Genomic DNA, 23698 nt, shown 5'->3' on the forward strand with positions numbered 1-23698 from the left:
CATGACCCACCTCCAGCCAACCAGCGCCCAGGTCTCATTGCAGTGCGGCTTTCGCTCCGATGTCGGTCGCAAGCGTCAGCAGAACGAAGACTCGCTGCTGGCCGCATCCCCGGTGTTCATCGTCGCCGACGGCATGGGCGGCCTCGAAGCTGGCCATCGGGCCAGTTCCGCCGTCATCGACGAATTCCAGGGCTGCGTCGCGCGCCCCGGGCTGCTGGCCGAGGACGTCGGAGCAGCCGTTGAGCGCGCCCACGCGGCGGTGCGCGCGGTGTCGGACGCGACCGGGCGCGGCGCCGGCAGCACCCTCACCGGCCTCGTCCTGATCGACCACGACGATGCCCCGCAATGGCTCATCGTGAACGTCGGCGACTCCCGGGTCTACCGGTTGTACGGCGGCGAACTCAGCCAGCTCACCGTCGACCATTCCCTCGCGCAGGAACTCATCGACGAGGGGACACTACTGCAAGCGGATGTCGCCACCTTCGCCCGCAAGAATGTGATCACCCGGGCCGTGGGCGCCGACAATAGCCCGACCGACTACTGGCTGCGCCCGGTGGTGACCGGCGAACGGCTGCTGGTCTGCTCCGACGGACTCCACGGCGAGCTCTCCGAGGAGAGCATCAAGGCCGGGCTCACGCTCGGCGGCAGCACCCAGCAGACCGCGGACCTGCTGCTCGCCGGCGCTCTCGAGCACGGCGGGCGCGACAACGTCTCGGTGATCGTCATTGACGTCGTCGCCGGCGGGGTCAGCTCCTGGCACGGTGTCGCGATCGAGGAAGACCACGCCGAGACCATCGACACTCAAACCGAGGACACCCGCCCGGTTCAACGAGTGGCCCGCAATGCCGCCCGCTGATCCACGCGATGGGGCCGACACCGACACCGGTGACGATGACACGGTAATCGTGCAGCGCGCGGACAACCACGACACCGTGATCGTGCAACGCACGGACAACGACGACACGCGCATCGTGCAACGCGCCGAAGACGAACACACCCGCATCGTGGCACGCGCCCGGCACTCCCGACCCGAGGTCGTGGACCCAGCCGTCGATTCGGCCGTCGCCCCGGAGGACGACGACGAAGCAACCGTGCGCTCACCCCGTGGCAGCGCGGCGAGCGACACTCTCCTGAGCAGTCGACGGGCGACCCCGCCGGCGCACATCCCGGTCGTCGACGATCTGCAGCGTCGCTACCAGCCGCCGCAGGTGCAGAGCGGCGCGAGCGTGCGCTACCAAGCCCGACCGGTCCCAATAATCGTCGCGCCAGCCCAATCCACACCCGTGTCGCAGCCGATCGCGCCCGATCCGGACCGGATCGCCCTCGCCCAGGCGGCGGCCGAGATCCGTCAGCGAGCCGCGGCGGGCATCCGTCGTCGACGTCGGATCACTCTGGTCGTGATAATTGCGAGCACCCTGCTCGTTCTGGTCGCGGCCGTCGCGTTCACCGTCTTCGCCCTCGCCACCTGGTGACTTCAGCTGGCCCCAAGCCCCGCAAGATGAACTAGCAGAAGACCGTTGCCGGTTCGCGTCGTGAGTCCGTCTACTTACGGGTAGCGCATTCTCACTGCAATACTTCGTTCAGAGGCACCGTCGCCTCTTGGGCGAATTGTGGGAAGCGATCATCAGGCCGACGAATAATCTGGATGCGATGCGTTGCGTTGCGTTGTGTTGCGTCTCGTCTCCGCTCGGGCTGTGATTGTGGGCCACTCGCTCACGTTGACCGGCATCGCTGCAGCACCCCGAGTCCTCGAGATCCCGATTCATAGTCTTGGTCTCTACGTTTTTTGCCATCAGTGGCTACCTCATCGCAACTAGTTGGCACAGAAATCCCGCGCTGGTGCCGTTCCTGATCAATCGATTCCTGCGCATATTTCCCGCGCTGAAAAGGCACGTTGCTGAGCTCACCGTTGACGCTGCATCGAGTGTTGACGCGGTTAGCCCAGTGAGCGCCTGGCGTCTAGGATCTGTCTGATCTGGAGCGGCACCGTGTCATCCTGCAGCGACGTTGTATCGCCCAGTTCGCGTCCGTCCATGAGATCGCCGAGCAGGCGACGCATGATCTTGCCCGATCGAGTCTTCGGCAGGTCGGGTACCACCACGATCTCCCTCGGCTTAGCGATCGCTCCGACCTGAACGGTGACCTGGGAGCGGAGCGCCGGCAAGAGTTCCGCTTCGAGGGCACGCCAGATTCGGGGATCGGCGGCCTCCGCCGCGGAGAGCGACCGAGCGGGGATCACGAAGGCGGCGATGGCCTGCCCGGTGGTCTCGTCATGAACGCCAACAACCCCGGCCTCGCCGACGGCGGGATGCGCGACAAGTGCCGACTCGATCTCGATGGTCGACAGCCGGTGTCCGGACACGTTGATGACGTCGTCGATGCGTCCGAGCAGCCACAGGTAGCCATCGGCGTCGATCTTCGCGCTGTCGCCGGCAAGAAAGTAGCCTTGCTCGGCGTACTTCTTCCAATACGCGTCGCGGTACCGTTCGGGGTTGCCCCACACAGTGCGGGCCATAGCCGGCCACGTGCCGTCGACCACGAGGGATCCGCTCGACCCGGGCTCGGTATCCGTGCCCTGATCGTCGACCACGCGCACGGTGAGTCCCGGCAGCGCGTGGGTAGCTGACCCCGGCTTCAGGGCCGTGACCCCGGGTAGCGGGGCCACGATTGCCGCTCCGGTCTCGGACTGCCACCAGGTGTCGACGATGGGGGCCGTGCCGGCGCCGATATTCTCTCGAAACCACAGCCAGGCGTGCGGATTTATCGCCTCGCCAACCGAGCCGAGGAGGCGGATGCTGGAGAGGTCAAAGGTGGCGGGCACGCCGTCTGGGAACCAGGTCATGAGGGTGCGCACGAGGGTCGGAGCGGTGTAATAGGTTGTCACGGCGTAGCGTTCGATGATCTCGAAATGGCGCCCAGGGTGCGGAATGTTTGGGGTTCCCTCGTAAATGACGGAGGTCGCGCCGTTGGAGAACGGGCCGTAGAGCACGTAGGTGTGGGCCGTGACCCACGCGAGGTCGGCCGTGCACCAGTACACGTCGGAGTCTTTTGCATCGAAGATTGCCCAGTGGCTCCACGACGCTTGGGTGAGATAGCCTCCCGACGTGTGCACGAGCCCCTTGGGGGTGCCCGTGGTGCCCGAGGTGTAGATAATGAAGAGGGGCGTTTCGGCGTCGAAGAACTCGGCGTCGTGGGTGTTTTCGGCGGTGTCGACGACGTCGTGCCACCAGACATCCCGGCCGGCGGTCCAGGGCACGTTGGGGGTCAGGTCTCCGGTGCGCCGCACGACGAGCACGTGTTCGACCGCGTCGATGCCCGCAACAGCGACATCCGCCTGCTCTTTCACCGCTACGGCGGCCCCGCGGCGAAACTGGCCGTCGGAGGTGACGAGCAGTTTGGCCCCGGTGTCCTCGAGGCGAAATCGCAGCGCCGCGGCCGAGAAGCCCCCGAACACCAGGGAATGCACCGCGCCGAGCCGGGCAATGGCGAGGGTGATGACAATGGTCTCCGGTATGACCGGGAGGTAGACGACCACGCGGTCGCCCGCCACGATTCCCAAAGCGATGAGGGCGTTCGCGGCCTGCGCAACCCTGCGCTGGAGATCTGCATAGGTGATCACCTCACGGTCGCCGCGCTCTCCCTCGAAGTTGATGGCGACCCGATCGCCGTGCCCGGCATCGACGTGGCGGTCGACGCAATTGACTGCCACGTTCAACCGACCGCCGAGAAACCACTGGGCACGGGGGATCGAAAGCAACGGATGCCCGTCCGATTCGAGCGCGCCGCTGGCGTCGGCGAGGGCCGGCTCCCATGTGTGTGCGGTGTGCCAGCGTTCCGCCCAGTCGAGGCGGTCGGCCTGCCGCTCCCAGAATGCGACGGGGTCAGTCGCGGCGGTGGGCCATGCGCCGGAGCCCACGTTGGCGGAGTCGACGAGGCCAGCAGGCGGATAGTAGAGGCTGTCGTTGGCTGCAGCGGTCTCGAGGGGAAGGGTCATCGCTTTGACGCTACCGCGCCGCGCCGCGCGGCGCACACGGGCCGGTAAGGCGGCGTAATGTAGGCGCTCCTCACGCTCCCGGTACGCTCCGCAGCGCCGAGTGCTCGTCGAGGCTGTGCCAAGTGCGGTTGTGGTACACCAGCGGGTCGGATCCGCCTTGATCGGTGGCGACCGTCGCTTCGAGGGCGTGCACGGCAATGATCGTGGAACTGCCCGCAGCCATCCGGTTGATGATGCGCCCACGAATCCAGGCGTGTGCGCTGGGGAAATACGGTTCACCGGTCGCGAGCCTGGCCCAAATTTCAGTATCGGCGAAACGGTTGACGCCGCTGGTGGCGCAGAGCTTTGCAATGTTCAATTGCTCAGCTCCGAGGAGATGCACGACGACAGTGTCGGCGCGGCGGATGGTCGGAGCGCTGGACGCATGATCCGAGAGGGAGAACACCAGCAGCGGTGGCTCGGCACTCACCGAGAACACCGAGGTGGCGGTCAGGCCGACCGGGCCGTCGCCGGCATCGGCGGTGATCACAGCGACGCCGGCGGCGTGATTGCGAAACGCCAGCTTGAACTCGTCCGGATGCAGCCCACCGAGATGTTTCGCACCCTGGTTACCGTCGGTCGGCCACGGCCCGGCGAGTGCGGCCTGTTCTTGAGTTCTCATCGGGTTCCGTTCGCAAAATAATCAAAGACAGAATCAAGGGTCCCCCGTCGGGAGCTTTGAGCGTGAATGTCTGTCGTAGTGTGACGCCATGTTGCGTCATAAGCCGCAGTTCGGGTCTCAACCGTCACGATAGAGAGATGCCCAGACAGATTCGATTCAACGCCTTTGACATGAACTGTGTCGCCCACCAGTCCTCTGGAATGTGGCGGCACCCGGATGACCAGTCCTGGCGGTACAAAGACCTGCACTACTGGACCGAGCTCGCAAAACTATTGGAGCGCGGAAGATTCGACGGAATCTTCATCGCTGACGTTCTGGGCACCTACGACGTGTACGGCGGCTCGAATGAGGCCGCGATCCGGCATGGTGCGCAGGTTCCCGTGAATGACCCCGTGCTGCTGATCTCGGCGATGGCATTAGTGACAGATCATCTGGGGTTCGGGGTGACCGCTGGTACGGCGTACGAGCATCCGTATCCGTTTGCACGACGGATGTCGACCCTTGACCACCTGACCAATGGGCGGGTTGGCTGGAACGTGGTCACCGGATACCTACCATCCGCCGCACGAAACATGGGCCAAGAAGACCAGCTCGAGCACGACGCGCGTTATGACCACGCGGACGAGTACCTCGAGGTGTTGTACAAGTTGTGGGAAGGGTCATGGGAGGACGACGCCGTCATCCGCGACCGCGAATCCGGGGTGTTCACCGACCCGAGCAAGGTTCACGAGATCGGCCACCACGGCAAGCACTTCACGGTCCCGGGTATCCACCTCTCTGAGCCGTCGCTGCAGCGCACACCGGTGATCTACCAGGCGGGGGCATCCTCCCGCGGCATCGACTTCGCTGCCGGTAATGCAGAGGCGATCTTCGTTGCGTCATCGACCAAGGCTGGGCTGAAGGCCACGGTCACGAAAATTCGGGATGCCCTCGAAAAAGCAGGCCGCAGCCGCTATTCCGCGCGCATCTACACCCTCCTCACGATCATCACCGACGAGACGTCGGAGAAGGCGACGGACAAGTACCAGGACTACCTCTCGTATGCCAGCGAGGAGGGCGCGCTCGTCTTCATGTCCGGCTGGATGGGCATCGACCTCTCGCAGTACGACCTCGACGAGCCCATCGGTAATGTCAAGAGCAACGCGATTCAGTCCGTAGTGGCCAACTATCAGGAGGCGAATGCAGACGGCAGCGAATGGAAGGTACGCGATATAGCCAGACTGGCGGCTATCGGCGGCCTCGGCCCGTTCATCGTCGGTTCAGGCGCGGAGATTGCCGACACCCTGCAGGAGTGGGTGGAGGAGACGGATGTGGACGGTTTTAACCTGGCCTATGCCATCACCCCCGGAACGTTTGAGGATGTCGTCACCTATGTGATCCCCGAGCTGCAGGCTCGGGGTGCCTACCCGAAGGAGTACGTCGAGGGCACGCTGCGCAATAAGTTGCACGGACGGGGCGGCCGTCTTCCCGACGAGCACAAGGGGGCGAACTACCGGGTGCGATCCGCTTAGGTCGCGGCCAGTCGGTTAGCGGCTCTCGAGTGATCAGAGAGCCGCTGGGCGGCGTCGCACGGTGAAATTACGAGGGCAGTGTCGGCTCTCAGCGGGCCGTCTTTCGTGCCGAGATCACGCCGGTGTTGAAGCCGAGGAGATAGAGGCCGCCGTTGAAGCGGGCGTGCTCAATCTTGAGGCAGCGGTCCATGATTACCGTCAGACCCTGGCTCTGCGCGTAGGTCGCCGCATCCTGGTTCCAAATGCCAAGCTGCATCCAGACGGTCGGAGCGCCGATGGCGACGGCGTCATCGACAACCGAGGAGATTTCGCTTTCCCGGCGGAACACGTCGACGATGTCGGGCACCTCGGGCAGTGCGGCAAGGGAGGGGTAGGTCTTGTGGCCGAGAATCTCGTCGGCGTTCGGGTTGACGAAATACACCCGGTAGCTGCTGGACTGCAGCAAGTAGGTTCCCACGAAGTAGCTTGCCCGCGCCGCGTTGGGCGATGCGCCCACGATGGCGACCGACGTGGCACTCTGCAGAATCTTGAGGCGTTCCTTGGCGCTGGGACCGATCCAGGTTCGCGGGGACTTCACTCGGTTCGCGCCGGCCACGCTCACCGGCAGTTCGCAGGCGGGGCCGTTGGCCAATGGGGAGGATACTGCTTCCGTGCTCATCACTTGCCTCCGGTTGCCAGGCTCAGCGCCTGGTCGAGGTCGTAAATAATGTCGTCTGGATCTTCGATCCCCACGCTAATGCGGACAAGGCCCGGCAACACCTTCGCGTCAACAAGCTGCTGCTCGGTGAGCTGCGCGTGAGTGGTGGACGCCGGATGAATAACCAGTGTCTTCGCGTCGCCGACGTTGGCGAGGTGGCTGGCCAGGGTCACTGACTCGATGAAAGTGCGCCCGGCATCCCTGCCGCCCCTGACGCCGAAGCTGAAGATCGAGCTCGGTCCCTTCGGCAGGTATTTCTTGGCGCGGTCAAAGTGCGTGTGCGAGGGGAGCCCGGCCCAATTGACGAATTCAATTCGGGGATCGGCTTCGAGCCACTCCGCGACGATCCTGGCATTGGCGACGTGCGCTTCCATCCGAAAGGCCAGGGTTTCGACGCCTTGGGCGAGGAGGAACGCGGAGTGTGGGGCCAGGACAGGTCCGATATCCCGCAGCTGCTCGGCACGCAGGCGGGTGAGAAAGGCATACTCGCCGAAGTTGCCCGACCAGTTGAGGTCGCCGTACGCCGGCACTGGAATATCGAACAGGGGGAACTTGCCGCTGTTCCAGTCGAACCGACCGGACTCCACCACGACACCACCCAGAGTGGTCCCGTGGCCGCCAAGAAATTTCGTCGCCGAGTGGATGACCACGTCTGCTCCCCATTCCATTGGCCGGTTCAGGTAGGGGGTGGCAAAGGTCGAGTCGATGATGAGCGGAATACCCGCGGCGTGGGCGACGTCGGCCAGACCCTCGAGGTCGGCGATCTCGCCGGACGGGTTGGAGATGGACTCGGCGAAGATCAGTCTGGTCTTGTCAGTAATCGCTGCGGCATAGTCGGCCGCATCCGTGCCCGGCACAAAAGTGGTCTCAACTCCGAACCGACGCAGCGTGATGTCGAGCTGCGTGAGGGAACCGCCATAGAGGCTCGCAGCTGCGACGATGTGGTCGCCGGAACCCACGAGCGAAGCGAAGGTAATGTACTGCGCCGACAGGCCGCTCGAGGTGGCGACAGCGCCCAGCCCACCCTCAAGGCTTGCCACACGCTCCTCGAATGCGGCGACCGTCGGGTTGGCGAGGCGGGAGTAGATATTGCCGTACTTTTGTAAGGCGAACCGGGCCGCAGCATCAGCGGTGTCATCGAACACGAAGGCTGTGGTCTGGTAGATGGGAATGGCTCTGGCGCCGGTCACCGCATCCGGAACATTTCCTGCGTGGATGGAACGGGTGCGAAAACCCCACTCCCTGTCTGTGCGGTCGTGGTTTGCCATTCCTTTACGCTACCGGAACGTGCTCCCCGGCAACTTTGTGTGGACATGCACGGTAACAATGGGAGCAATCTGCGGTAGCTCCAGTTGCCGGCGGATACTGTAAGGAAGGAGGCGTTGCCGACCGCACGCTTCGAAACTACTTGGAGATGATGACCAGTGACTATCAACGACCTGCGCACGGTGCAAGCTCCTCTGAAGCAGCAGTACCGCGACGACCCCGACGCCGCTCTGGTGACGCTTCGGGCGAACGGTGAACTGGGCGCGGGTATCAGTTGTTCGGTGCAGACCGGGCAGGCCCTGGTGGAGGCTGGTTTGCACCCCGCCACCGGAGGCGACGGTCTCTCCGTGTGCTCAGGCGATATGCTCCTCCAGGCACTCGTTGCCTGCGCGGGGGTGACTCTGGCCGCAGTCGCTTCCTCGCTTGGCATCGACGTCACCGGTGTGGTGCACGCCGAGGGAGACCTCGATTTTCGCGGCACGCTCGCCGTCGACAAGCAGACGGCGGTCGGCTTTCAGGACATCAGGATGCGGTTCGAATTAACATCCGATGCGGACGAGGAGCAGATCGCCACCCTTATCCGTTTGACGGAACGCTATTGCGTCGTCTTCCAGACACTGGCCGTTCCGCCAAAATTAGCGGTATCGCACAGCGTCCACTCTTAGCCTCGATCCACCGATCGGTGGATCGAGGCTAAGCAGTACAGCAGCTGTCAAGCGCGAACAAGCACCTGGCCGATGACGTGATTCGTAATCTGACCAAGTTCGTTAATCTGGAGAACCCAAACTCAGCAGAGGCAAAGGTCCTCGTCAGAGGTCTTCGGGTCAACGTTATTCAGAGAGTCAAGAACAAGAAGCCCAGGCGGATGGAAGCGACCTTCGCTCCGGACGGACGAATCGTTTGGGCACAGGACGGCGACTACCTCCGATTCATCAGGAACTGCTTCCGCACCACCTCACTGACGAGGTCTTCAACTTCGGCGTCCAGCCGCCACGTACCTTTCCCATGAGAGGAGCGCCCGGGAGCCAAATTCGTCGTTAATGCCGACCTCGTTCGATAGCGTTTGATCAGCACATAGACCTGGCGCCGCGATATCCCCAGCGACAATGCGGCCGCATCGACCGCGGCCCGACCCACGATCGCTCGAGCCGCCAAGGGCGCATTAACCGCCGACACCCTGCCGCAGACCGGACCGAAACACCCCCAAATGAGCGCCCCATACAGTGGGGCTGTCCAGCTGTTTTACTCACGGGCTACCCCGAAGCTGTACTTTTGTGCCGTCATCCGTTTCGTGCGTCATTCACGGGCCGGGTGGCGGTACCCATGTGGTATCCCGGGGGAGCGCGTTCCTGACCAGCCTGACCGAAATTCTGATCGTGCACGGCCTACTTCCGATCGAGGACCTCGACACCGTGCGCCGGAGCGACCGCGCCGATGAGGCCGCCGTGCGCAGCATGGTCGACGCGGGCACGATCAGCGAGGTGCAGTTCGCCCAGGCGCGTGCCGAGCAGAAGAATCTGCCCTTCGTCGAGTTGCTGGATTATCCCGTCGATCGGCTCGCCGTGGCCAAGGTGCCGGCCGCCGTCTGTCGCCGCGCCAACGTGCTGCCCATCGCCTTCGAAGGCGGCCTGCGGGTGCGCTACCGCATCGACGGCGTGCTGCACGATATGCAGAATGCGCCATCGACTATCGCCGGCGGCGTCACCTCGCGCATCAAGATCATGAGCGACCTCGACATCGCCGAGCGGCGCAAACCGCAGGACGGTCGCATGTCGGTGCACCACAACGGCCGCACCGTCGATCTGCGCGTCGCCATTCTGCCCACGGTCTGGGGTGAAAAGGTGGTGCTGCGTATTCTCGACAACGCCACCTCATCGATGAAGATGAGCGGCCTCAATCTGCTCACCGACAACTTCAACGAGTTCGAAATGGCGTATACCAAGCCGTGCGGCAGGATCCTGGTCACCGGCCCCACCGGGTCGGGCAAGTCGACCACGCTCTACACTACGCTGCACGCCATCTCCCGGCCCGAAATCAACGTCATCACGGTCGAGGACCCGGTGGAATACCGCATGCCCGGGGTGAATCAGGTGCAGGTGAACCGCAAGGCCGGCCTCACCTTCGCCGTCGCCCTGCGTTCGATTCTGCGCGCTCAACGATCCGGCCCGAGATCGGTCCGGCCATCGACCCCACCACCACCGGCACCGTGATCTACAAGTCGGCCGGATGCTCAAGCTGCTCGCAGACGGGATACCGCGGTCGCCTCGGCATTCACGAGGTCATGACGGTGTCCGAGGAGATCGAGCGCCTCACCGTCGCGCAGGCTTCGAGCGCCCAGATCGGGGCCGCCGCGCGCAAGCAGGGCATGATCACCATGCGTGAAGACGGCTGGGCCAAGGTCGCCCTCGGCCTGACCTCGGTGGATGAGGTACTCCGCGTTGTCTCCTAGAAAAGCGGGAGGGCAGCTGTCATGAGACAACCCGATTATGACCGGATGCCCACCGACGACAGCACCGCAGACCCCACCCCAACGGCTCGCATTCTGCACGCGATGCGCGCCCTGTCCAGCGAGCGCGACCCCGGCGAACCACCGGCAACCGACCTAGTCACAGATGAGCCACCGGCCACTGATATCGACCCCGCCCTGCTCGCCGCCCTGCGCCTGGTCGCTCATGCTGGCGGGTCAGACCTGCACGTGGCCGGCAGTGCACCGCCGAGCGTGCGCATCGACGGCGCCCTGCGGCCCATCGTCGGCTGGGCGCGCTGGTCGCCGGGCAAGGTCGCGGCGGCCCTCGGCAGCATCCTCTCGCCCGAGCAGCGGGAGGAATTCGCGCGCGAACTCGAACTCGACTTCGCGTACACGATCGAGTCGACTCGGTTCCGCGTCAATTTCTATCAGCAGCGCGGCTCGGTCAGCGGTGCATTTCGGTTGATTCCCAATGAGATCAGGTCGCAGAGCGAACTGGGCGTGCCGGCATTCGTTTCGCGGTTTGCGCATTTGCCGCGGGGCCTGGTGCTGGTCACCGGTCCGACCGGTTCGGGCAAGACGACCACGCTCGCGGCCATCGTCGACCTTGTCAACAGCACCCGCACCGACCACATCGTCACGGTGGAAGACCCGATCGAGTTCGTGCATGAGTCCAAGAAGTGTGTGATCAGCCAGCGCGAAGTCGGGCAGGACACGCACAGTTTCGCCGCGGCACTCAAACACGTGCTGCGGCAGGACCCCGACGTCATTCTGATCGGCGAGCTGCGCGACCTCGAGACCATCTCGGTCGCGCTGACCGCCGCCGAAACGGGCCACCTGGTCTTCTCGACCCTGCACACGCAGGATGCCGCCCAAACCATCGACCGCATGATCGACGTTTTTCCCGCCCACCAGCAGGCCCAGGTGCGGGCGCAACTCGCCGCGACCCTGCGCGGAGTGCTTTGTCAGACGCTCGTGCGCAAGGTCGGGGGTGGACGAGTGGTGGCCACCGAGATTCTGGTTTCAACGCCAGCCATCGCCAACCTCATTCGGGAAGGCAAGACCCACCAGATCGGATCTGCGCTGCAATCGGGCCGCGCCACCGGCATGCACACCATGGATCAGCACCTCGCCGAGCTCGTCGACGCCCGCCTGATCACGCGGCAGGCGGCGGAGGAAAAGGCCCAGGATATCGAGGTGCTCAAGCAACTCGTGCACAAGATCGATCCAAGCGATCCCTCGCTCGGCGACCTGAGCCTGGCCGAGATCGACTTCAACGACTCGTTCACATCGAGGAGGCGCTAATGGTCGCTGAACTCTCCTTCGCCTATTCGGGTCGGGACGCCGACGACAAGGTCGTTAAGGGGCGCATGGACGCCGGGTCGGAGCGTGCGGCCCTGCAGCAGCTGCGCACCATGGGGCTGTCGCCGATCTCGATCGTTCCAGCCCGCCCGATTCGTGGCCTCAATATGGATCTGCACCTGCCCGGGTCTACCAAGCCGGTCGCGCTCGTCGATCTGGCCGTGATGAGTCGCCAGATGGCGACCATGACCGCAGCCGGTCTGTCGCTGCTGCGTACGCTGATCATTCTCTCGGAACAGACCCAGAATCGCCGGCTCGCGCGGGTGATCTCGGTCATTCGCAGCGACGTCGAAACGGGCATGTCCCTGTCGCACGCTTTTGACAAGCACGACGAGGTCTTTCCGCCGATCATGATCAACCTCGTTCGCGCCGGCGAGATCGGCGGTTTCCTGGAGGATTCGCTGGGCTCCATCGCCGACAACTTCGAAACCGAGGTGCGCCTGCGTGACACGATCAAGTCGGCCCTGGCCTACCCGGTGATCGTGATGATCATGGCGGTGCTCGCCATCATTGGCATGCTCATTTTCATCGTGCCCGTGTTTGAGGACATGTTTCAACAGCTCGGTGGTCAGCTGCCGATCGCGACCCAGGTGCTCGTGCACCTTTCCCACATCATGCTCTGGGTCGCCCCGATACTGATCGTGGGAGCGGTTATGGCGTGGCTGTGGTGGGGCACGAGTCGGCACACCGAGCCGGTGCGACGCATGGTCGATACGCTCAAGCTCAAACTGCCGGTCGTCGGCCCCGTACTCGCTAAGCTCGCGATCGCCCGGTTCAGTCGCAACTTCGCCACCATGATCGGCGCCGGCGTGCCCATTCTGAGCTCGCTCAAGATCGTCGGGGAGACCTCGGGCAACTGGGTCATCGAGGAAGCCCTGCAGAAGGTGGAGGAGTCGGTGAGTCGTGGCCGGTCGATCGCCGCGCCGCTCGCCCTCGAACCGGTGTGTCCGGCCATGGTCACCCAGATGATCGCCGTGGGAGAGGATGCCGGCGCGCTCGAGCAGATGCTGCGCAAGATCGCCGAGTTCTACGACCAGGAAGTGCAGGCAACCACCCAGCAACTCACCGCCTTGATTGAACCCCTGATGATCGCCCTGATCGGCGTCATCGTCGGAGGGATGGTCGTCGCTCTCGACCTGCCCATGTTCAACGTATTCGACTACGTCGGATAGTCCACCCCCGTTGAGGCTGCACTCCCTCTGGGGGTGAGTAAACCCCAAAAACCCACTTATTTCACCGGGGGAAAACCTAGGTTGAAATATGAGCAGCCGCACCGTTCTGCTCCCAGAAACGCCACGTAAAGGAACCACCCATGAACCGCATCGTGTCCGTCCTAGGCAATAAACGCATGGCCCTCGGTCGCAACGACAAGGGCTTCACGCTCATCGAGGTTCTCGTCGTCGTGGTGATCCTGGGCGTCCTCTCCGCCATCGCCGTGCCGATCTATTTGAACCAGCAGGACGACGCGAAGGATTCCGCCGTCGCGACCCAACTGACCCAAATGAAGACGGAGATCGCCGTCGCCATGACCACGGGGACGGGACTTGAAGCGGCCGTTGTCGCGGCTTTGGCCGCGTATCCCACGACTGAGTCCGTAAAGATCACGGCTACAAGTGCGACGAGCACCACTGATGTTGCTTTCAGTCTCACGGGTATCTGGGAAACTGATGCCGCCCACACGTACATCATCATGGAGTCCACGTCAGCCATCGAGCAATAGGCATTGCGCGGGTACCAATCGGGTGGGGCACCGACCGGCCTGCGTGCCCTGAATCCATAGACGACCGGGAAGAAAAGCGTTGAGATGAGTGCGATTCGCTCCGCGGAGCCAGTAAAGGGAATGGCTGGCTTCGGAATTGTCGAGGTTATCGTCTCGATGTTTCTGCTGAGCATCCTGGCCATGGCGTTTCTGCCCGTGCTCGTGCAGTCGTTACAGGTGTCCAAAGTCAACGCGTCGATCGCCACGGCCACGCAGCTGCTCAGTGCCGACCTCGACCGTGCCCGCGCGTCAGGACCGGTCTGTGGTTTTAATCCCCTAGAGACACCCCCTGAGGACGACGCATTCACCGTCGCTGGCTCGTGGGGCACGTGCACCGTAGATCGTCCCTCGACGTTGTCGTACAAAAGCACCGTCAAGGACGCCGCGACGAACGAGGTTCTCGCCGAAGCGGTCACGCTCATCTTGGTAACGGAGTGAGCGAGCCTCGTGTCGGCGCCAAGCGTGCCGAAACTGGCTTCACCCTGGTCGAGTTGATCATCTACATCAGCCTCTCGGTGTTGATCCTCACCCTCGTGGGTGGCTTTCTGCTCAACGCGGTGCGAGCCCAGCGAGACGTGGTCTCTGCCTCGGATGGCGCCAACACCGCGCAGCTGATCGCCGAGTCGATCAAGCGAGATGTGCGAAACGCCACCGAGGTAGCAGTTAGCGGCAACCTGCTCTCGATCAGGACAGCCGGAATGGACGACACATCCGACCTGTCCTGCCGGGCCTGGTATTTCGATTCCGGCGTCTTGTACACGGTCAACACGGGGGACGTACGTGTGACTGCGCCCGCGCCTGAAGGGCTGAAAGATTGGACAGTGCAAGGCCAGGGAATTAGCGCGGTCAACCTCACGGAGCCCGTGTTTTCCGTGGTCGTCCAGGGCCAGGTCAAACTGTCGTTCACGGTCGGAGGAACCACGCCGGTCGTCGTGCAAACGACCGTCACACAACGAGCGCCGAGCAGTATCGAGGAAACATGTTTCGCAGACTGCGTCGGCACCGTGGCGAACGCGGAAGTGCCCTCATAGCCGTCGTCGGTGTGATGGCGGTCCTCCTGGTCATCACGCTCACCGTAACGTCGTCATCCCTGCAAGCTCTAACCGTCACGACTGCAACCCGCGCCGGCGTGCAGGCGCAGGCCGCTGCCGAGGCCGGCATCGATGCCGCCCCCGCCGAATTGCAGCGCACCCCCTCGTCCTGCCCGTCCGATGGTTTATTTCAGAGCCCCGACGGCACGCTTCCGGCCTACACCTCAACGGTTTGGACCTATGCCACTGGGTGGGTCCAAAAATGTCCGACGGGAGCTGCGGACGAAACGGAAGTACAGATCGTCTCCACCGGTCATGCCGGCGCCGACTCAGCCGGACTCAAGACCACGAGAGTCGTCGAAAGTATTTTCACTGTATCCGGCACGGTCAGCCCCGGCCCCGTCGTCTATTCGTATGGAAGCGCCGTGGTCAACCAATTCAGTACCAAGGATAGTTTGGGGTCACCGGTAGATGTCGTCGTTGCCACCGGCGACTACACCTGCACGTCCAGCGGCACGATATCCGGGAATCTCATCGTGAACGGGGCCGTTAGTCTCTACAACTCGTGTTCCGTGGCAGGGGACGTATACGCCAACGGCACCGTCGACATTGCCAGTTGGGTGACGTTTGCTTACGACTGGAGTGACTTCGAGAAGGAGGGTTTTGTTCCCTTCTCGACCGACAGCAATGAGCTTGTCGCGCCGGGCAGTAAGAAGTGCCAGCTCGGATCATGGGTGCAGGACAATTCGGGTGATTCGCTCCACCAATTCTATGAGGACCTTCGCAACCTCACGAAGCCGACTATCGTCGATCTTCGCCAGTGTGACACCTTTGACTTTGGCAGCATTGAAATGAATGTGAAATCTGACATTGCTTTTCTTTTCCACGAGGTGGTCGTCAATGATTTCTCAGTGGTCGCGAGTGACGGAAACGACCACAAAATATGGTTCATCGCACCGGGAGCTGAGGCGCTCGGAGCGAACAAATGCAGTTCCAACTTCACCGTCAACGGCTCCGTACAATTCGATACCGAGATTTCGGCGATGCTGTATACGCCATGCGCCGTCGTCTTCAACCGGACCCAGTGGCGGGGACCAACCTATTCCGAAAGTTTTGTGGTGAACAATACCAGCAATGTTGACTTTGTCCCGATGAGCATCCCGGGCACGGACCTCTACGGCGCGATGCCCGCGGGTTCTGACCCAGACGATTCCCGATGGACTCTGCTTTCCAGCCGCGATCGAACGAACGGCTACAAATGACGGCACTACTAGCGGTGTTCGCCGGCATATTCGGCCTGCTCATTGGCTCCTTCCTCAACGTCGTTATCTATCGGATTCCGGCAGGCAAGTCCATCGTGTTCCCGCCGAGTGCCTGCGGTAGTTGCGGCGCGCGCATCCGCTCGTATGACAACATTCCCGTGCTGTCGTGGCTGCTGCTGCGGGGCAAATGCCGGCACTGTGGGGCCGCCTTTTCGGTGCGCTACCCGCTGGTGGAGCTGGGCACCGGCGTGTTCTTCGCGGTCGTCGCACTCTGGGTGTTTTCGAGCGGCGACGGTGGGGCACTGGTCTCGACGGACGCGTTGCTCGCCCAGATCATTGTGCTCGTCGCGTTTCTGTACCTCGCTGCGGTGAGCGTCGCGCTCGCCATGATCGATCTCGATACTCACACCCTGCCCAACAAGATTCTGCTGCCGGTCTATCCGGTGGGCGCAGTGCTGCTCACCGCGGCCGCTCTCGTCGCTGGAGAACCGGGCCGTCTGCTGAGCGCCCTGATCGGTGCGGCCGCCCTGTTCGGCCTCTACCTTGCGCTGGCCCTGATCAGCCCAGGCGGCATGGGCCTCGGCGACGTGAAACTCGCCGGTGTGCTCGGCCTCTACCTCGGCTGGCTCGGCTGGGCACCACTGATCGTGGGCGCATTTGGGGCATTTCTGCTCGGGGGGCTCTTCGGAATCGGGCTGCTGGTAACTCGCAAGGCCGGGCGGCGCAGCAGCATTCCGTTTGGCCCCTGGATGCTCCTGGCCGCCTGGCTCGGCGCCGTGTTCGGTCAGTCGATAGCGGCCGGCTACCTGACCCTGTTCGCACTTACCTAGACGCTCGCGCCTCACTACCTTTACCTTGCACACTCACATTTCACCGGGGGAACAACAATGACGACACGTGTGGTCGGAATCGATATCGGCACCACCGCCGTGCGCGCCGTCGAGGTGCGCGACGCCGAAACGGAGAATCCCGTGTTGCTGCGGTGCCATGAGCATCCACTGCCGTTCAGGCCTATGTGCCTGTGCTGCCCGAGGTTCCGGCGGCTGCGACTTCTACTGGGTCGGCTGCGCCGGATTCAGAAGGCGCGTCTGCGGGGGCTTCTTCGGCTGCGGAGGCTGCAACGCCAGCGCCCGTCGCGCGGATCACGGAGAGCAACTTCGCCGCCTTCCCGCTACAGATCACCGTGACGGGAACCTACGCCCAGGTGCTTGAATTCGTGGCCAGTCTGCAATCCGGGAGCCGGTTGTTCCTCGTGCACGGGATCGATACGGCGCAGGCCTCCGGCGAAGAGACCTTGTTGGACGCGATCATCTCTGGATTGGTGTATTCGCTGGTAGCGGCGGCGACGACATCCGTTGGATAATGGCGCGGCACGCCGAGTCTCCGTGGCATTTGCCGTGCCCTTGGTACAATAAAAGCCAGTCACGGCGAAGGCCACGAGGAGTTCAGCATGAGCGACAACACGCCACTTGACGGCAAGAAGAATTCTGAAACGGATGCAACGGCGTCGCCCGACGAGACCGCTCGCGGGCATGCCGTGCCGGAGCCTGCAGAAGTACCTTCAGCGGAGGCAGCTTCGCCTGAGCCGGTGCAGGAGTCCCTCGTCATCGACTATGACGCCATCAATGCCAACCTGAGCGCGGCCGAACGTGCCGATGCCGCGACCGCTTCGGCGAACTCTCGCAACCTGTCGCCGATGTCGACGGCCGAGCCGGTTGCATCGGCCGACGTTGACGCCCCGAGCCTCGCCGACGACTACGCCGACTCCTATACTCCGGCGGCCACCGTGCCGGCCCGGAGCACGGCCATCGATTCAGAACCCGTGGTCACCGCGTCGGCTCCCCTCGTTGTCGGAACGCCCGCCGCCGCTTCCACTGTGCCGGTCGATGACGTTCCGGTCGACGCGCCGGCGCCTGCTGCTCCGGCCTACGCCGCGCCCGCAGCCCAGTCGCCGATCTACGTGCAGGCGCCGACCAAGCCGCGCCTGCGCAGCAACCGTGGTGGGGGCATCCTGATCGCCTTGCTCGCCACGGTGGTTTTCGCCCTGCTCTACGCTGCAGCCGCCTTCATCATCATCGGAGTGACCAGCACCAGCGTCGCAGCGACCGTGACCGGGTTCACCACCTTTGCCGCTCTGCCGGTCTTCTACATTCCCATCTTGTTCTTCTTCCTCGCCTATGTCGGACTGATCGCTCTGGTCAACCGGGGCGGCTGGTGGGCGTACGTGCTGTTCGGATTCATCGTCGCCGTCGTCGTCTACTTCTCTTACATCGGCGGGGCGCTGCTCGGCCTCGTCTTCGATGGAACGGCCGACACGGTCGGTGCCGCCGACCTCAGTCGCTTCGTGTCCTCGCTCTGGCTGAATCCGGGCGCGATCGCCGCCGGACTCATCGCCCGCGAGGTTCCGATCTGGGCCGGTGCCTGGATCGCCCGTCGCGGACGCCGCGTCACCGCCCGCAACCTCGAGGCCCGCACCGAGTACGAGCGCCTGCTGGCCGACGGACCGCACTCCACTCGCCCGTAGCGTTCCGTTTCGAAGCCCCGACCGCCCCTGTGATGGTCGGGGCTTCGTGCTGTGCAGACGGGACTCCGGTGGGCGGTCGGGCCCGGGCCCGGACGGTGGGCCCAGTTTATAAACTGGGCCTGGGTTCAGAGGGGGCCCGGTCTTCACGCCAGCCGCGGCATCCGCTTCGCTGCACCGTGTGCGGCGGCTCGCGCTGCGCCCGCGGGCCTACGCTAGAGCCATGCGGGAATACCGAAAGTACGCGATCACCATGGCGGCCTTTTCGGTCGTCCTCTATGTGGCCCTCATCGTGGCGTCATTCGGGGTGCTCAGCCTGCTGCTCAATCGCGACGTCATCAACGAAACGGATGCCGGTGCCCTCCTCGGCCCCCTCATGGTCACGACCGCGGTCCTCGCCCTGGTCTGGGTCATTCTCTCCGCAGTGCTGCGCTCGCCCGAGCGCCTCACCCAGGTCCCGCCGCTGCCCATTTTTCTCGCCGGAGTCGCTGCCTACCTGGCCTATTGCGTCTTCGGCGGTGTCTTCTACAGCCTCGGCGCCGGCGAACTCTTTCGCTCGGTAATCTTCATCGGCGGCGAGATGATGAGCCCCTTCGCGATCTCCGTCGCGGTCTGCGGCTGGCTCATCGCGTTTCTCTACTTCGTCGTGCTGCTGGCCAAGCCCGACGGATCCGGCACCCCCGAGTGGCCCTGGCAGAAGGACGACGACAACGAGCCCCGATGATGGGGTCGATCGTGGCATGTCGCTGGCAACGCCGGTCGAGTACCCTTGTGCAGTATGGAAGGGTCCATTGAATCGCGCGTCAACCATGAGGTTGAGAACTGGCTGCGCTGGATCACCCGGTGGCGGCCCGCAACGCACCGCGGCCGCGCACGGCTCTGCCGTCAGTGCTTCGGCTCGCCGATCATCGCGTCGGCCGGACTCGCCGTCGACGTGCCCCACGTCGTGCAGCACGCCCTCTCCATGCGCATGAAGATCGTCATCGATGCATCGGTCGATGAATACACCGAGCGCAACCTCCCGCTGCTCGCGCACGAACTCAACCTGAGCGAGCGCCGCCAATCCGCGCAGGCGTATCGCCCGGCCGAAGGACTTGAGCCGGAACTTCGCGGCCTCGACCTTGACCCGCAACCCGCGGCCGATGCCCCCTACCTCTTCACCTTCAGCGAACTCGCCGGCCTGGAACCCCTCGGTTCACCACCTGCCGCCCCCAAGCCTGCCGCCCCGGGCGGTGACTTCGAGTCCGAACCCGGTCAAGGTCCCGGCCGGAACCCCCAGGCCGACCACGACCCAGACGAAACAGCGCAGGAGCCCCTCCCGCCGCTCACCCCCGAAGAAAAGGCCGCCCTCCGGGTAGAAATCGGCCTCGCCGACGAGTTCGCCACCCAGGTCGGCCGCCGGGTCTGTGCCCAACTCCGGCAACAGCAGCCTCGCCTGCTCGCCGCGATCGCCGAGCACGTCGAGCCCCAGGTGCAGGCCCTGCTCGCCGACCTCGACAGCACCCTCGACTCCCCGCTCTGGCCGCGCAATCCCTAGCCGAGCCCGCGCATCCGCTCTGATACGAGGGGTAAATACCGACCGGGCCCGGGCCCGGAAACCGGGCCCGCGATAGATCATGGGCCCAGCGACCGGGCCCAGGCCTGGGAAGTAGAAGTGCAGGAGAAGGGGCGCGCGGCGGCACCTGCGACGCGGGGCACAACCCATTTGACCGTCAAGGCCCCACCGGGCTAGAATTATCGGGTGTGCGCTTTGTCGTGCGCCTGAACTATGCCCTCCTGAGAGCACAGGCCGAGATTCCACACATGTAGGGCTGGTCGAAGGCCATGCCCCCACGGCATACCCACCAAAACACGCGCGAGCAATCGTGTGGGTTCAAGCGGGTCCAGATGAACTCGACTTAACTCGCAAGAGCTAAGTCGAATGCTAACCATCACAAAGCTGTCACCGTGCAGCAATATCAAGGAGTAATTAGTGCCCACCATTCAGCAGTTGGTCAGGAAGGGCCGTAGCCCCAAGGTCACCAAGACCAAGGCTCCCGCCCTGAAGTCCAACCCGCAGCAGCGCGGCGTTTGCACCCGCGTCTACACCACCACCCCGAAGAAGCCGAACTCGGCTCTTCGCAAGGTCGCCCGCGTCAAGCTTTCCAACGGCACCGAGGTCACCGCCTACATTCCCGGCGAGGGCCACAACCTGCAGGAGCACTCCATGGTGCTCGTGCGCGGAGGCCGTGTTAAGGACCTCCCCGGTGTGCGTTACAAAATCATTCGCGGCGCACTGGACACCCAGGCCGTCAAGAACCGTAAGCAGGCACGTAGCCGCTACGGCGCAAAGATGGAGAAGAAGTAATGCCCCGTAAAGGACCCGCTCCCAAGCGCCCTGTCATTGCCGACCCGGTTTACGGTGCACCCATCGTCAGCCAGCTCGTCAACAAGATCCTTCTCGATGGCAAAAAGGGCCTCGCCGAGCGCATCGTTTATGATGCCCTCGCCGGAGTGTCCGCCAAGAACGAGCTGGATGCCGTTGTCACGCTCAAGAAGGCACTCGACAACGTTCGTCCGACCCTCGAGGTGCGTTCGCGCCGCGTTGGTGGTTCCACCTACCAGGTGCCCGTCGAAGTCAAGCCGCACCGCGCCAACACGCTGGCCCTTCGCTGGTTGACCAGCTACGCCAAGGCGCGTCGCGAGAAGACCATGACCGAGCGTCTCACCAACGAGATCCTCGACGCGAGCAACGGCCTCGGTGCCGCTGTCAAGCGTCGTGAAGACACTCACAAGATGGCTGAAGCGAACAAGGCCTTCGCTCACTACCGCTGGTAGCTAGCTCCATCGAGCATTCCTGATCAGCAGGCAGGCGCGTTTAAACGCGCCTGCCCCGCTGAGAAGCGGATGCTTACGGCCCTGTTCTGCATTTCCACCCCTACCCGCTGGAGGACCCCCGTGGCACTTGACGTGCTCACCGACCTGAGTAAGGTCCGCAATATCGGCATCATGGCTCACATTGATGCTGGCAAGACCACCACGACTGAGCGCATCCTGTTCTACACGGGTGTCAACCACAAGATCGGCGAGACCCACGACGGCGCCTCGACGATGGACTGGATGGCGCAGGAGCAGGAACGTGGCATCACGATCACCTCCGCTGCGACGACCTGTTTCTGGGACAACAACCAGATCAACATCATCGACACCCCCGGACACGTGGACTTCACCGTGGAGGTGGAGCGTTCGCTCCGCGTCCTCGACGGTGCTGTTGCCGTGTTCGACGGCAAGGAGGGCGTTGAGCCCCAGTCCGAAACCGTGTGGCGTCAGGCCGACAAGTACGACGTTCCCCGCATTTGCTTCGTCAACAAGATGGACAAGCTCGGCGCTGACTTCTACTTCACGGTCGACACGATCATCAAGCGCCTCGGCGCCAAGCCGCTGGTCATCCAGCTGCCGATCGGTGCAGAGTCTGACTTCGAGGGTGTCGTTGACCTCGTTCAGATGCGCGCACTGACCTGGCGTGGCGACTCCAAGGGTGACGTGGAGATGGGCTCGAAGTACGCCATCGAAGAGATCCCCGCCGACCTCGTCGAGAAGGCTGCCGAGTACCGCAAGCTTCTGCTCGAGACCGTTGCCGAAACCGATGATGACCTCATGGAGCGTTACTTCGCCGGCGAAGAGCTGACGGTTGCCGAGATCAAAGGCGCGATTCGCAAGCTCACCATCAACAGCGAGATCTACCCGGTTCTCTGTGGTTCTGCGTTCAAGAACCGCGGCGTTCAGCCGATGCTCGACGCTGTCATCGATTACCTTCCGACGCCGCTCGACGTGCCTGCCATTGAGGCACACGACCCGCGCGACGAAGAAAAGGTCATCATGCGTCACCCCGACGCCGAGGAGCCGTTCACGGCTCTCGCCTTCAAGGTTGCGGTGCACCCGTTCTTCGGTCGCCTCACCTACGTTCGCGTGTACTCGGGCCGTCTCGACTCCGGAGCCCAGGTCATCAACTCGACCAAGGGCAAGAAGGAGCGCATCGGCAAGATCTTCCAGATGCACGCCAACAAGGAGAACCCGGTGGCCTTCGTGACCGCCGGTCACATCTACGCGGTCATCGGCCTCAAGGACACCACCACGGGCGACACCCTGTGCGACCCGAACGCCCAGGTCGTACTCGAGTCCATGACGTTCCCTGACCCGGTTATCGAGGTCGCGATCGAGCCAAAGACCAAGCAGGACCAGGAAAAGCTGGGCCTCGCCATTCAGAAGCTCGCCGAAGAAGACCCCACCTTCCGTACCGAACAGAACCAGGAAACTGGCCAGACGGTAATCAAGGGAATGGGTGAACTTCACCTGGACATCCTGGTCGACCGCATGAAGCGTGAATTCAACGTTGAGGCGAACGTCGGCAAGCCCCAGGTCGCGTACCGCGAGACGATCCGCAAGGCCGTCGAGCGTCACGACTACACGCACAAGAAGCAGACCGGTGGATCCGGCCAGTTCGCGAAGATTCAGATCGCGATCGAGCCGATGGAAATCACTGCTGAAAAGTCGTACGAGTTCCTGAACAAGGTCACCGGTGGCCGTATCCCGCGTGAGTACATCCCCTCGGTGGATGCTGGAATTCAGGATGCGCTCCGCGTAGGCGTCCTGGCCGGCTACCCGATGGTGGGCGTTCGAGCCAGCCTGCTTGACGGCGCTGCGCACGACGTTGACTCCTCGGAGATGGCGTTCAAGATTGCCGGATCGATGGGCTTCAAGGAAGCCGTTCGTAAGGCGAACCCCGTTCTGCTCGAGCCGCTGATGGCCGTCGAAGTTCGTACCCCTGAGGAATACATGGGTGACGTAATCGGAGACCTCAACTCGCGTCGTGGGCAGATCCAGACCATGGAGGATGCGCAGGGCGTGAAGGTAATTCGCGCTCACGTTCCACTGTCGGAGATGTTCGGATACATCGGTGACCTGCGGTCGAAGACCAGCGGCCGTGCGGTGTACTCGATGACGTTCGAGAGCTATGCGGAGGTCCCGAAGGCTGTTGCCGACGAGATCATCAACAAGAACAAGGGCGAATAGCCCTCTATTCTGGCCTTCGGGCCGAATCGCTTCGGCCACCTGGCCCGAGTAACATAAGTAGACACATCCAGCGCATACCGGCCGCTCATAACGGCGGCCGTGAATTTGCACGCGA

General features: G+C 63.4%; 24 protein-coding genes. 20 read left to right on the forward strand and 4 right to left on the reverse strand.

The genetic code is table 11. The annotated features are described in order from the left end of the window. Position 1: 1 nt before the first annotated feature. Together E3T31_RS17230 and E3T31_RS17235 are read left to right on the forward strand one after the other, a co-directional pair. Positions 2-856, forward strand: coding sequence for a PP2C family serine/threonine-protein phosphatase (locus tag E3T31_RS17230; RefSeq protein WP_134470625.1), 855 nt, complete (start codon positions 2-4; stop codon positions 854-856). After that, entirely contained in the window at positions 843-1472 is a 630-nt protein-coding gene (locus tag E3T31_RS17235) for a hypothetical protein (protein ID WP_134470627.1), read from the forward strand. Before E3T31_RS17230 ends, E3T31_RS17235 begins: the two co-directional genes overlap by 14 nt. Before the next feature lie 464 nt (positions 1473-1936). Here the strand turns inward: E3T31_RS17235 and acs are convergent, their stop codons facing one another. Then, positions 1937-3994 (reverse strand): acetate--CoA ligase, encoded by a 2058-nt coding sequence (gene acs, locus E3T31_RS17240; protein ID WP_134470629.1) that lies wholly within the window; start codon positions 3992-3994, stop codon positions 1937-1939. A gap of 70 nt (positions 3995-4064) precedes the next feature. Next, positions 4065-4655: a flavin reductase family protein gene (locus E3T31_RS17245; RefSeq protein WP_134470631.1), complete on the reverse strand. Its 591-nt coding sequence runs from the start codon at positions 4653-4655 to the stop codon at positions 4065-4067. Positions 4656-4792: 137 nt separating this feature from the next. On the opposite strand from E3T31_RS17245, the gene E3T31_RS17250 reads away from it, so the two are divergent. Further along, positions 4793-6166, forward strand: a complete 1374-nt coding sequence (locus tag E3T31_RS17250) for an LLM class flavin-dependent oxidoreductase (protein WP_134470633.1) — start codon at positions 4793-4795, stop codon at positions 6164-6166. Between the two features lie 88 nt (positions 6167-6254). Here E3T31_RS17250 and E3T31_RS17255 read toward each other — a convergent pair whose 3' ends face one another. Together E3T31_RS17255 and E3T31_RS17260 are read right to left on the reverse strand one after the other, a co-directional pair. After that, positions 6255-6824: a CoA-binding protein gene (locus E3T31_RS17255; RefSeq protein WP_134470635.1), complete on the reverse strand. Its 570-nt coding sequence runs from the start codon at positions 6822-6824 to the stop codon at positions 6255-6257. Beyond that, the gene (locus E3T31_RS17260; protein WP_134470637.1) at positions 6824-8131 is read right to left on the reverse strand and encodes an O-acetylhomoserine aminocarboxypropyltransferase/cysteine synthase family protein; all 1308 of its coding nucleotides are present in this window, start codon (positions 8129-8131) and stop codon (positions 6824-6826) included. The genes E3T31_RS17255 and E3T31_RS17260 overlap by 1 nt, the downstream gene beginning before the upstream one ends. 156 nt (positions 8132-8287) lie before the next feature. On the opposite strand from E3T31_RS17260, the gene E3T31_RS17265 reads away from it, so the two are divergent. The 17 genes from E3T31_RS17265 (at position 8288) to fusA (ending at position 23583) form a co-directional block, all read left to right on the forward strand. Beyond that, complete coding sequence (locus E3T31_RS17265; protein ID WP_134470639.1) at positions 8288-8794, forward strand: OsmC family protein; 507 nt, start codon at positions 8288-8290, stop codon at positions 8792-8794. Between the two features lie 660 nt (positions 8795-9454). Continuing rightward, positions 9455-10339, forward strand: a complete 885-nt coding sequence (locus E3T31_RS17275; protein WP_255454074.1) for a GspE/PulE family protein — start codon at positions 9455-9457, stop codon at positions 10337-10339. After that, entirely contained in the window at positions 10336-10578 is a 243-nt protein-coding gene (locus tag E3T31_RS18545; RefSeq protein WP_255454075.1) for a hypothetical protein, read from the forward strand. The genes E3T31_RS17275 and E3T31_RS18545 overlap by 4 nt, the downstream gene beginning before the upstream one ends. A gap of 21 nt (positions 10579-10599) precedes the next feature. After that, positions 10600-11901, forward strand: a complete 1302-nt coding sequence (locus E3T31_RS17280; protein ID WP_241978080.1) for a type IV pilus twitching motility protein PilT — start codon at positions 10600-10602, stop codon at positions 11899-11901. After that, a complete protein-coding gene (locus E3T31_RS17285) occupies positions 11901-13130 on the forward strand; it encodes a type II secretion system F family protein (RefSeq protein WP_166788555.1) in 1230 nt (409 codons plus the stop codon). Before E3T31_RS17280 ends, E3T31_RS17285 begins: the two co-directional genes overlap by 1 nt. 140 nt (positions 13131-13270) lie before the next feature. Continuing rightward, the gene (locus E3T31_RS18585; protein WP_134470641.1) at positions 13271-13678 is read left to right on the forward strand and encodes a prepilin-type N-terminal cleavage/methylation domain-containing protein; all 408 of its coding nucleotides are present in this window, start codon (positions 13271-13273) and stop codon (positions 13676-13678) included. A 120-nt stretch (positions 13679-13798) separates the two neighbouring features. Further along, on the forward strand, positions 13799-14155 hold the full coding sequence (locus E3T31_RS17295; RefSeq protein WP_134470642.1) for a hypothetical protein: 357 nt from the start codon (positions 13799-13801) through the stop codon (positions 14153-14155). Next, positions 14152-14748, forward strand: coding sequence for a type II secretion system protein J (locus E3T31_RS17300; RefSeq protein WP_134470644.1), 597 nt, complete (start codon positions 14152-14154; stop codon positions 14746-14748). The genes E3T31_RS17295 and E3T31_RS17300 overlap by 4 nt, the downstream gene beginning before the upstream one ends. Before the next feature lie 14 nt (positions 14749-14762). Continuing rightward, positions 14763-16010, forward strand: coding sequence for a hypothetical protein (locus E3T31_RS17305; protein WP_206750331.1), 1248 nt, complete (start codon positions 14763-14765; stop codon positions 16008-16010). After that, a complete protein-coding gene (locus E3T31_RS17310) occupies positions 16007-16840 on the forward strand; it encodes an A24 family peptidase (RefSeq protein ID WP_134470648.1) in 834 nt (277 codons plus the stop codon). Before E3T31_RS17305 ends, E3T31_RS17310 begins: the two co-directional genes overlap by 4 nt. A gap of 191 nt (positions 16841-17031) precedes the next feature. Further along, the gene (gene pilO / locus E3T31_RS17315) at positions 17032-17373 is read left to right on the forward strand and encodes a type 4a pilus biogenesis protein PilO (protein ID WP_241978083.1); all 342 of its coding nucleotides are present in this window, start codon (positions 17032-17034) and stop codon (positions 17371-17373) included. Positions 17374-17460: 87 nt separating this feature from the next. Further along, a complete protein-coding gene (locus E3T31_RS17320) occupies positions 17461-18534 on the forward strand; it encodes a hypothetical protein (protein ID WP_134470652.1) in 1074 nt (357 codons plus the stop codon). A 220-nt stretch (positions 18535-18754) separates the two neighbouring features. After that, complete coding sequence (locus E3T31_RS17325) at positions 18755-19255, forward strand: DUF6121 family protein (protein WP_134470654.1); 501 nt, start codon at positions 18755-18757, stop codon at positions 19253-19255. A 54-nt stretch (positions 19256-19309) separates the two neighbouring features. After that, positions 19310-20068, forward strand: a complete 759-nt coding sequence (locus E3T31_RS17330) for a spermidine/putrescine ABC transporter substrate-binding protein (protein WP_134470656.1) — start codon at positions 19310-19312, stop codon at positions 20066-20068. Positions 20069-20503: 435 nt separating this feature from the next. Beyond that, the gene (gene rpsL / locus E3T31_RS17335) at positions 20504-20878 is read left to right on the forward strand and encodes a 30S ribosomal protein S12 (protein WP_035834602.1); all 375 of its coding nucleotides are present in this window, start codon (positions 20504-20506) and stop codon (positions 20876-20878) included. Further along, a complete protein-coding gene (rpsG, locus tag E3T31_RS17340; protein WP_092107221.1) occupies positions 20878-21348 on the forward strand; it encodes a 30S ribosomal protein S7 in 471 nt (156 codons plus the stop codon). Before rpsL ends, rpsG begins: the two co-directional genes overlap by 1 nt. A gap of 120 nt (positions 21349-21468) precedes the next feature. Beyond that, positions 21469-23583 carry an elongation factor G gene (fusA, locus tag E3T31_RS17345; protein WP_092451163.1) on the forward strand — a complete coding sequence of 705 codons (2115 nt, stop codon included), beginning with the start codon at positions 21469-21471 and terminating at the stop codon, positions 23581-23583. Positions 23584-23698 lie beyond the last annotated feature (115 nt).

It is taken from the genome of Cryobacterium sp. TMS1-13-1 (genome assembly GCF_004403125.1).
GTDB classification, from domain to species: Bacteria; Actinomycetota; Actinomycetes; order Actinomycetales; family Microbacteriaceae; genus Cryobacterium; species Cryobacterium levicorallinum.

Coding starts and splice junctions, on each gene's coding strand:
- E3T31_RS17285 (WP_166788555.1), top strand. CDS start 11,901: ATGGTCGCTGAACTCTCCTTCGCCTATTCGGGTCGGGACGCCGACGAC.
- E3T31_RS17235 (WP_134470627.1), top strand. CDS start 843: ATGCCGCCCGCTGATCCACGCGATGGGGCCGACACCGACACCGGTGAC.
- E3T31_RS17280 (WP_241978080.1), top strand. CDS start 10,600: ATGAGACAACCCGATTATGACCGGATGCCCACCGACGACAGCACCGCA.
- E3T31_RS18585 (WP_134470641.1), top strand. CDS start 13,271: ATGAACCGCATCGTGTCCGTCCTAGGCAATAAACGCATGGCCCTCGGT.
- E3T31_RS17330 (WP_134470656.1), top strand. CDS start 19,310: ATGGAAGGGTCCATTGAATCGCGCGTCAACCATGAGGTTGAGAACTGG.
- E3T31_RS17250 (WP_134470633.1), top strand. CDS start 4,793: ATGCCCAGACAGATTCGATTCAACGCCTTTGACATGAACTGTGTCGCC.
- E3T31_RS17320 (WP_134470652.1), top strand. CDS start 17,461: ATGAGCGACAACACGCCACTTGACGGCAAGAAGAATTCTGAAACGGAT.
- E3T31_RS17255 (WP_134470635.1), bottom strand. CDS start 6,824: ATGAGCACGGAAGCAGTATCCTCCCCATTGGCCAACGGCCCCGCCTGC.
- E3T31_RS17305 (WP_206750331.1), top strand. CDS start 14,763: ATGGCGGTCCTCCTGGTCATCACGCTCACCGTAACGTCGTCATCCCTG.
- rpsG (WP_092107221.1), top strand. CDS start 20,878: ATGCCCCGTAAAGGACCCGCTCCCAAGCGCCCTGTCATTGCCGACCCG.
- E3T31_RS17325 (WP_134470654.1), top strand. CDS start 18,755: ATGCGGGAATACCGAAAGTACGCGATCACCATGGCGGCCTTTTCGGTC.
- E3T31_RS17245 (WP_134470631.1), bottom strand. CDS start 4,655: ATGAGAACTCAAGAACAGGCCGCACTCGCCGGGCCGTGGCCGACCGAC.
- acs (WP_134470629.1), bottom strand. CDS start 3,994: ATGACCCTTCCCCTCGAGACCGCTGCAGCCAACGACAGCCTCTACTAT.
- E3T31_RS17260 (WP_134470637.1), bottom strand. CDS start 8,131: ATGGCAAACCACGACCGCACAGACAGGGAGTGGGGTTTTCGCACCCGT.
- E3T31_RS17230 (WP_134470625.1), top strand. CDS start 2: ATGACCCACCTCCAGCCAACCAGCGCCCAGGTCTCATTGCAGTGCGGC.
- E3T31_RS17310 (WP_134470648.1), top strand. CDS start 16,007: ATGACGGCACTACTAGCGGTGTTCGCCGGCATATTCGGCCTGCTCATT.
- E3T31_RS17295 (WP_134470642.1), top strand. CDS start 13,799: ATGGCTGGCTTCGGAATTGTCGAGGTTATCGTCTCGATGTTTCTGCTG.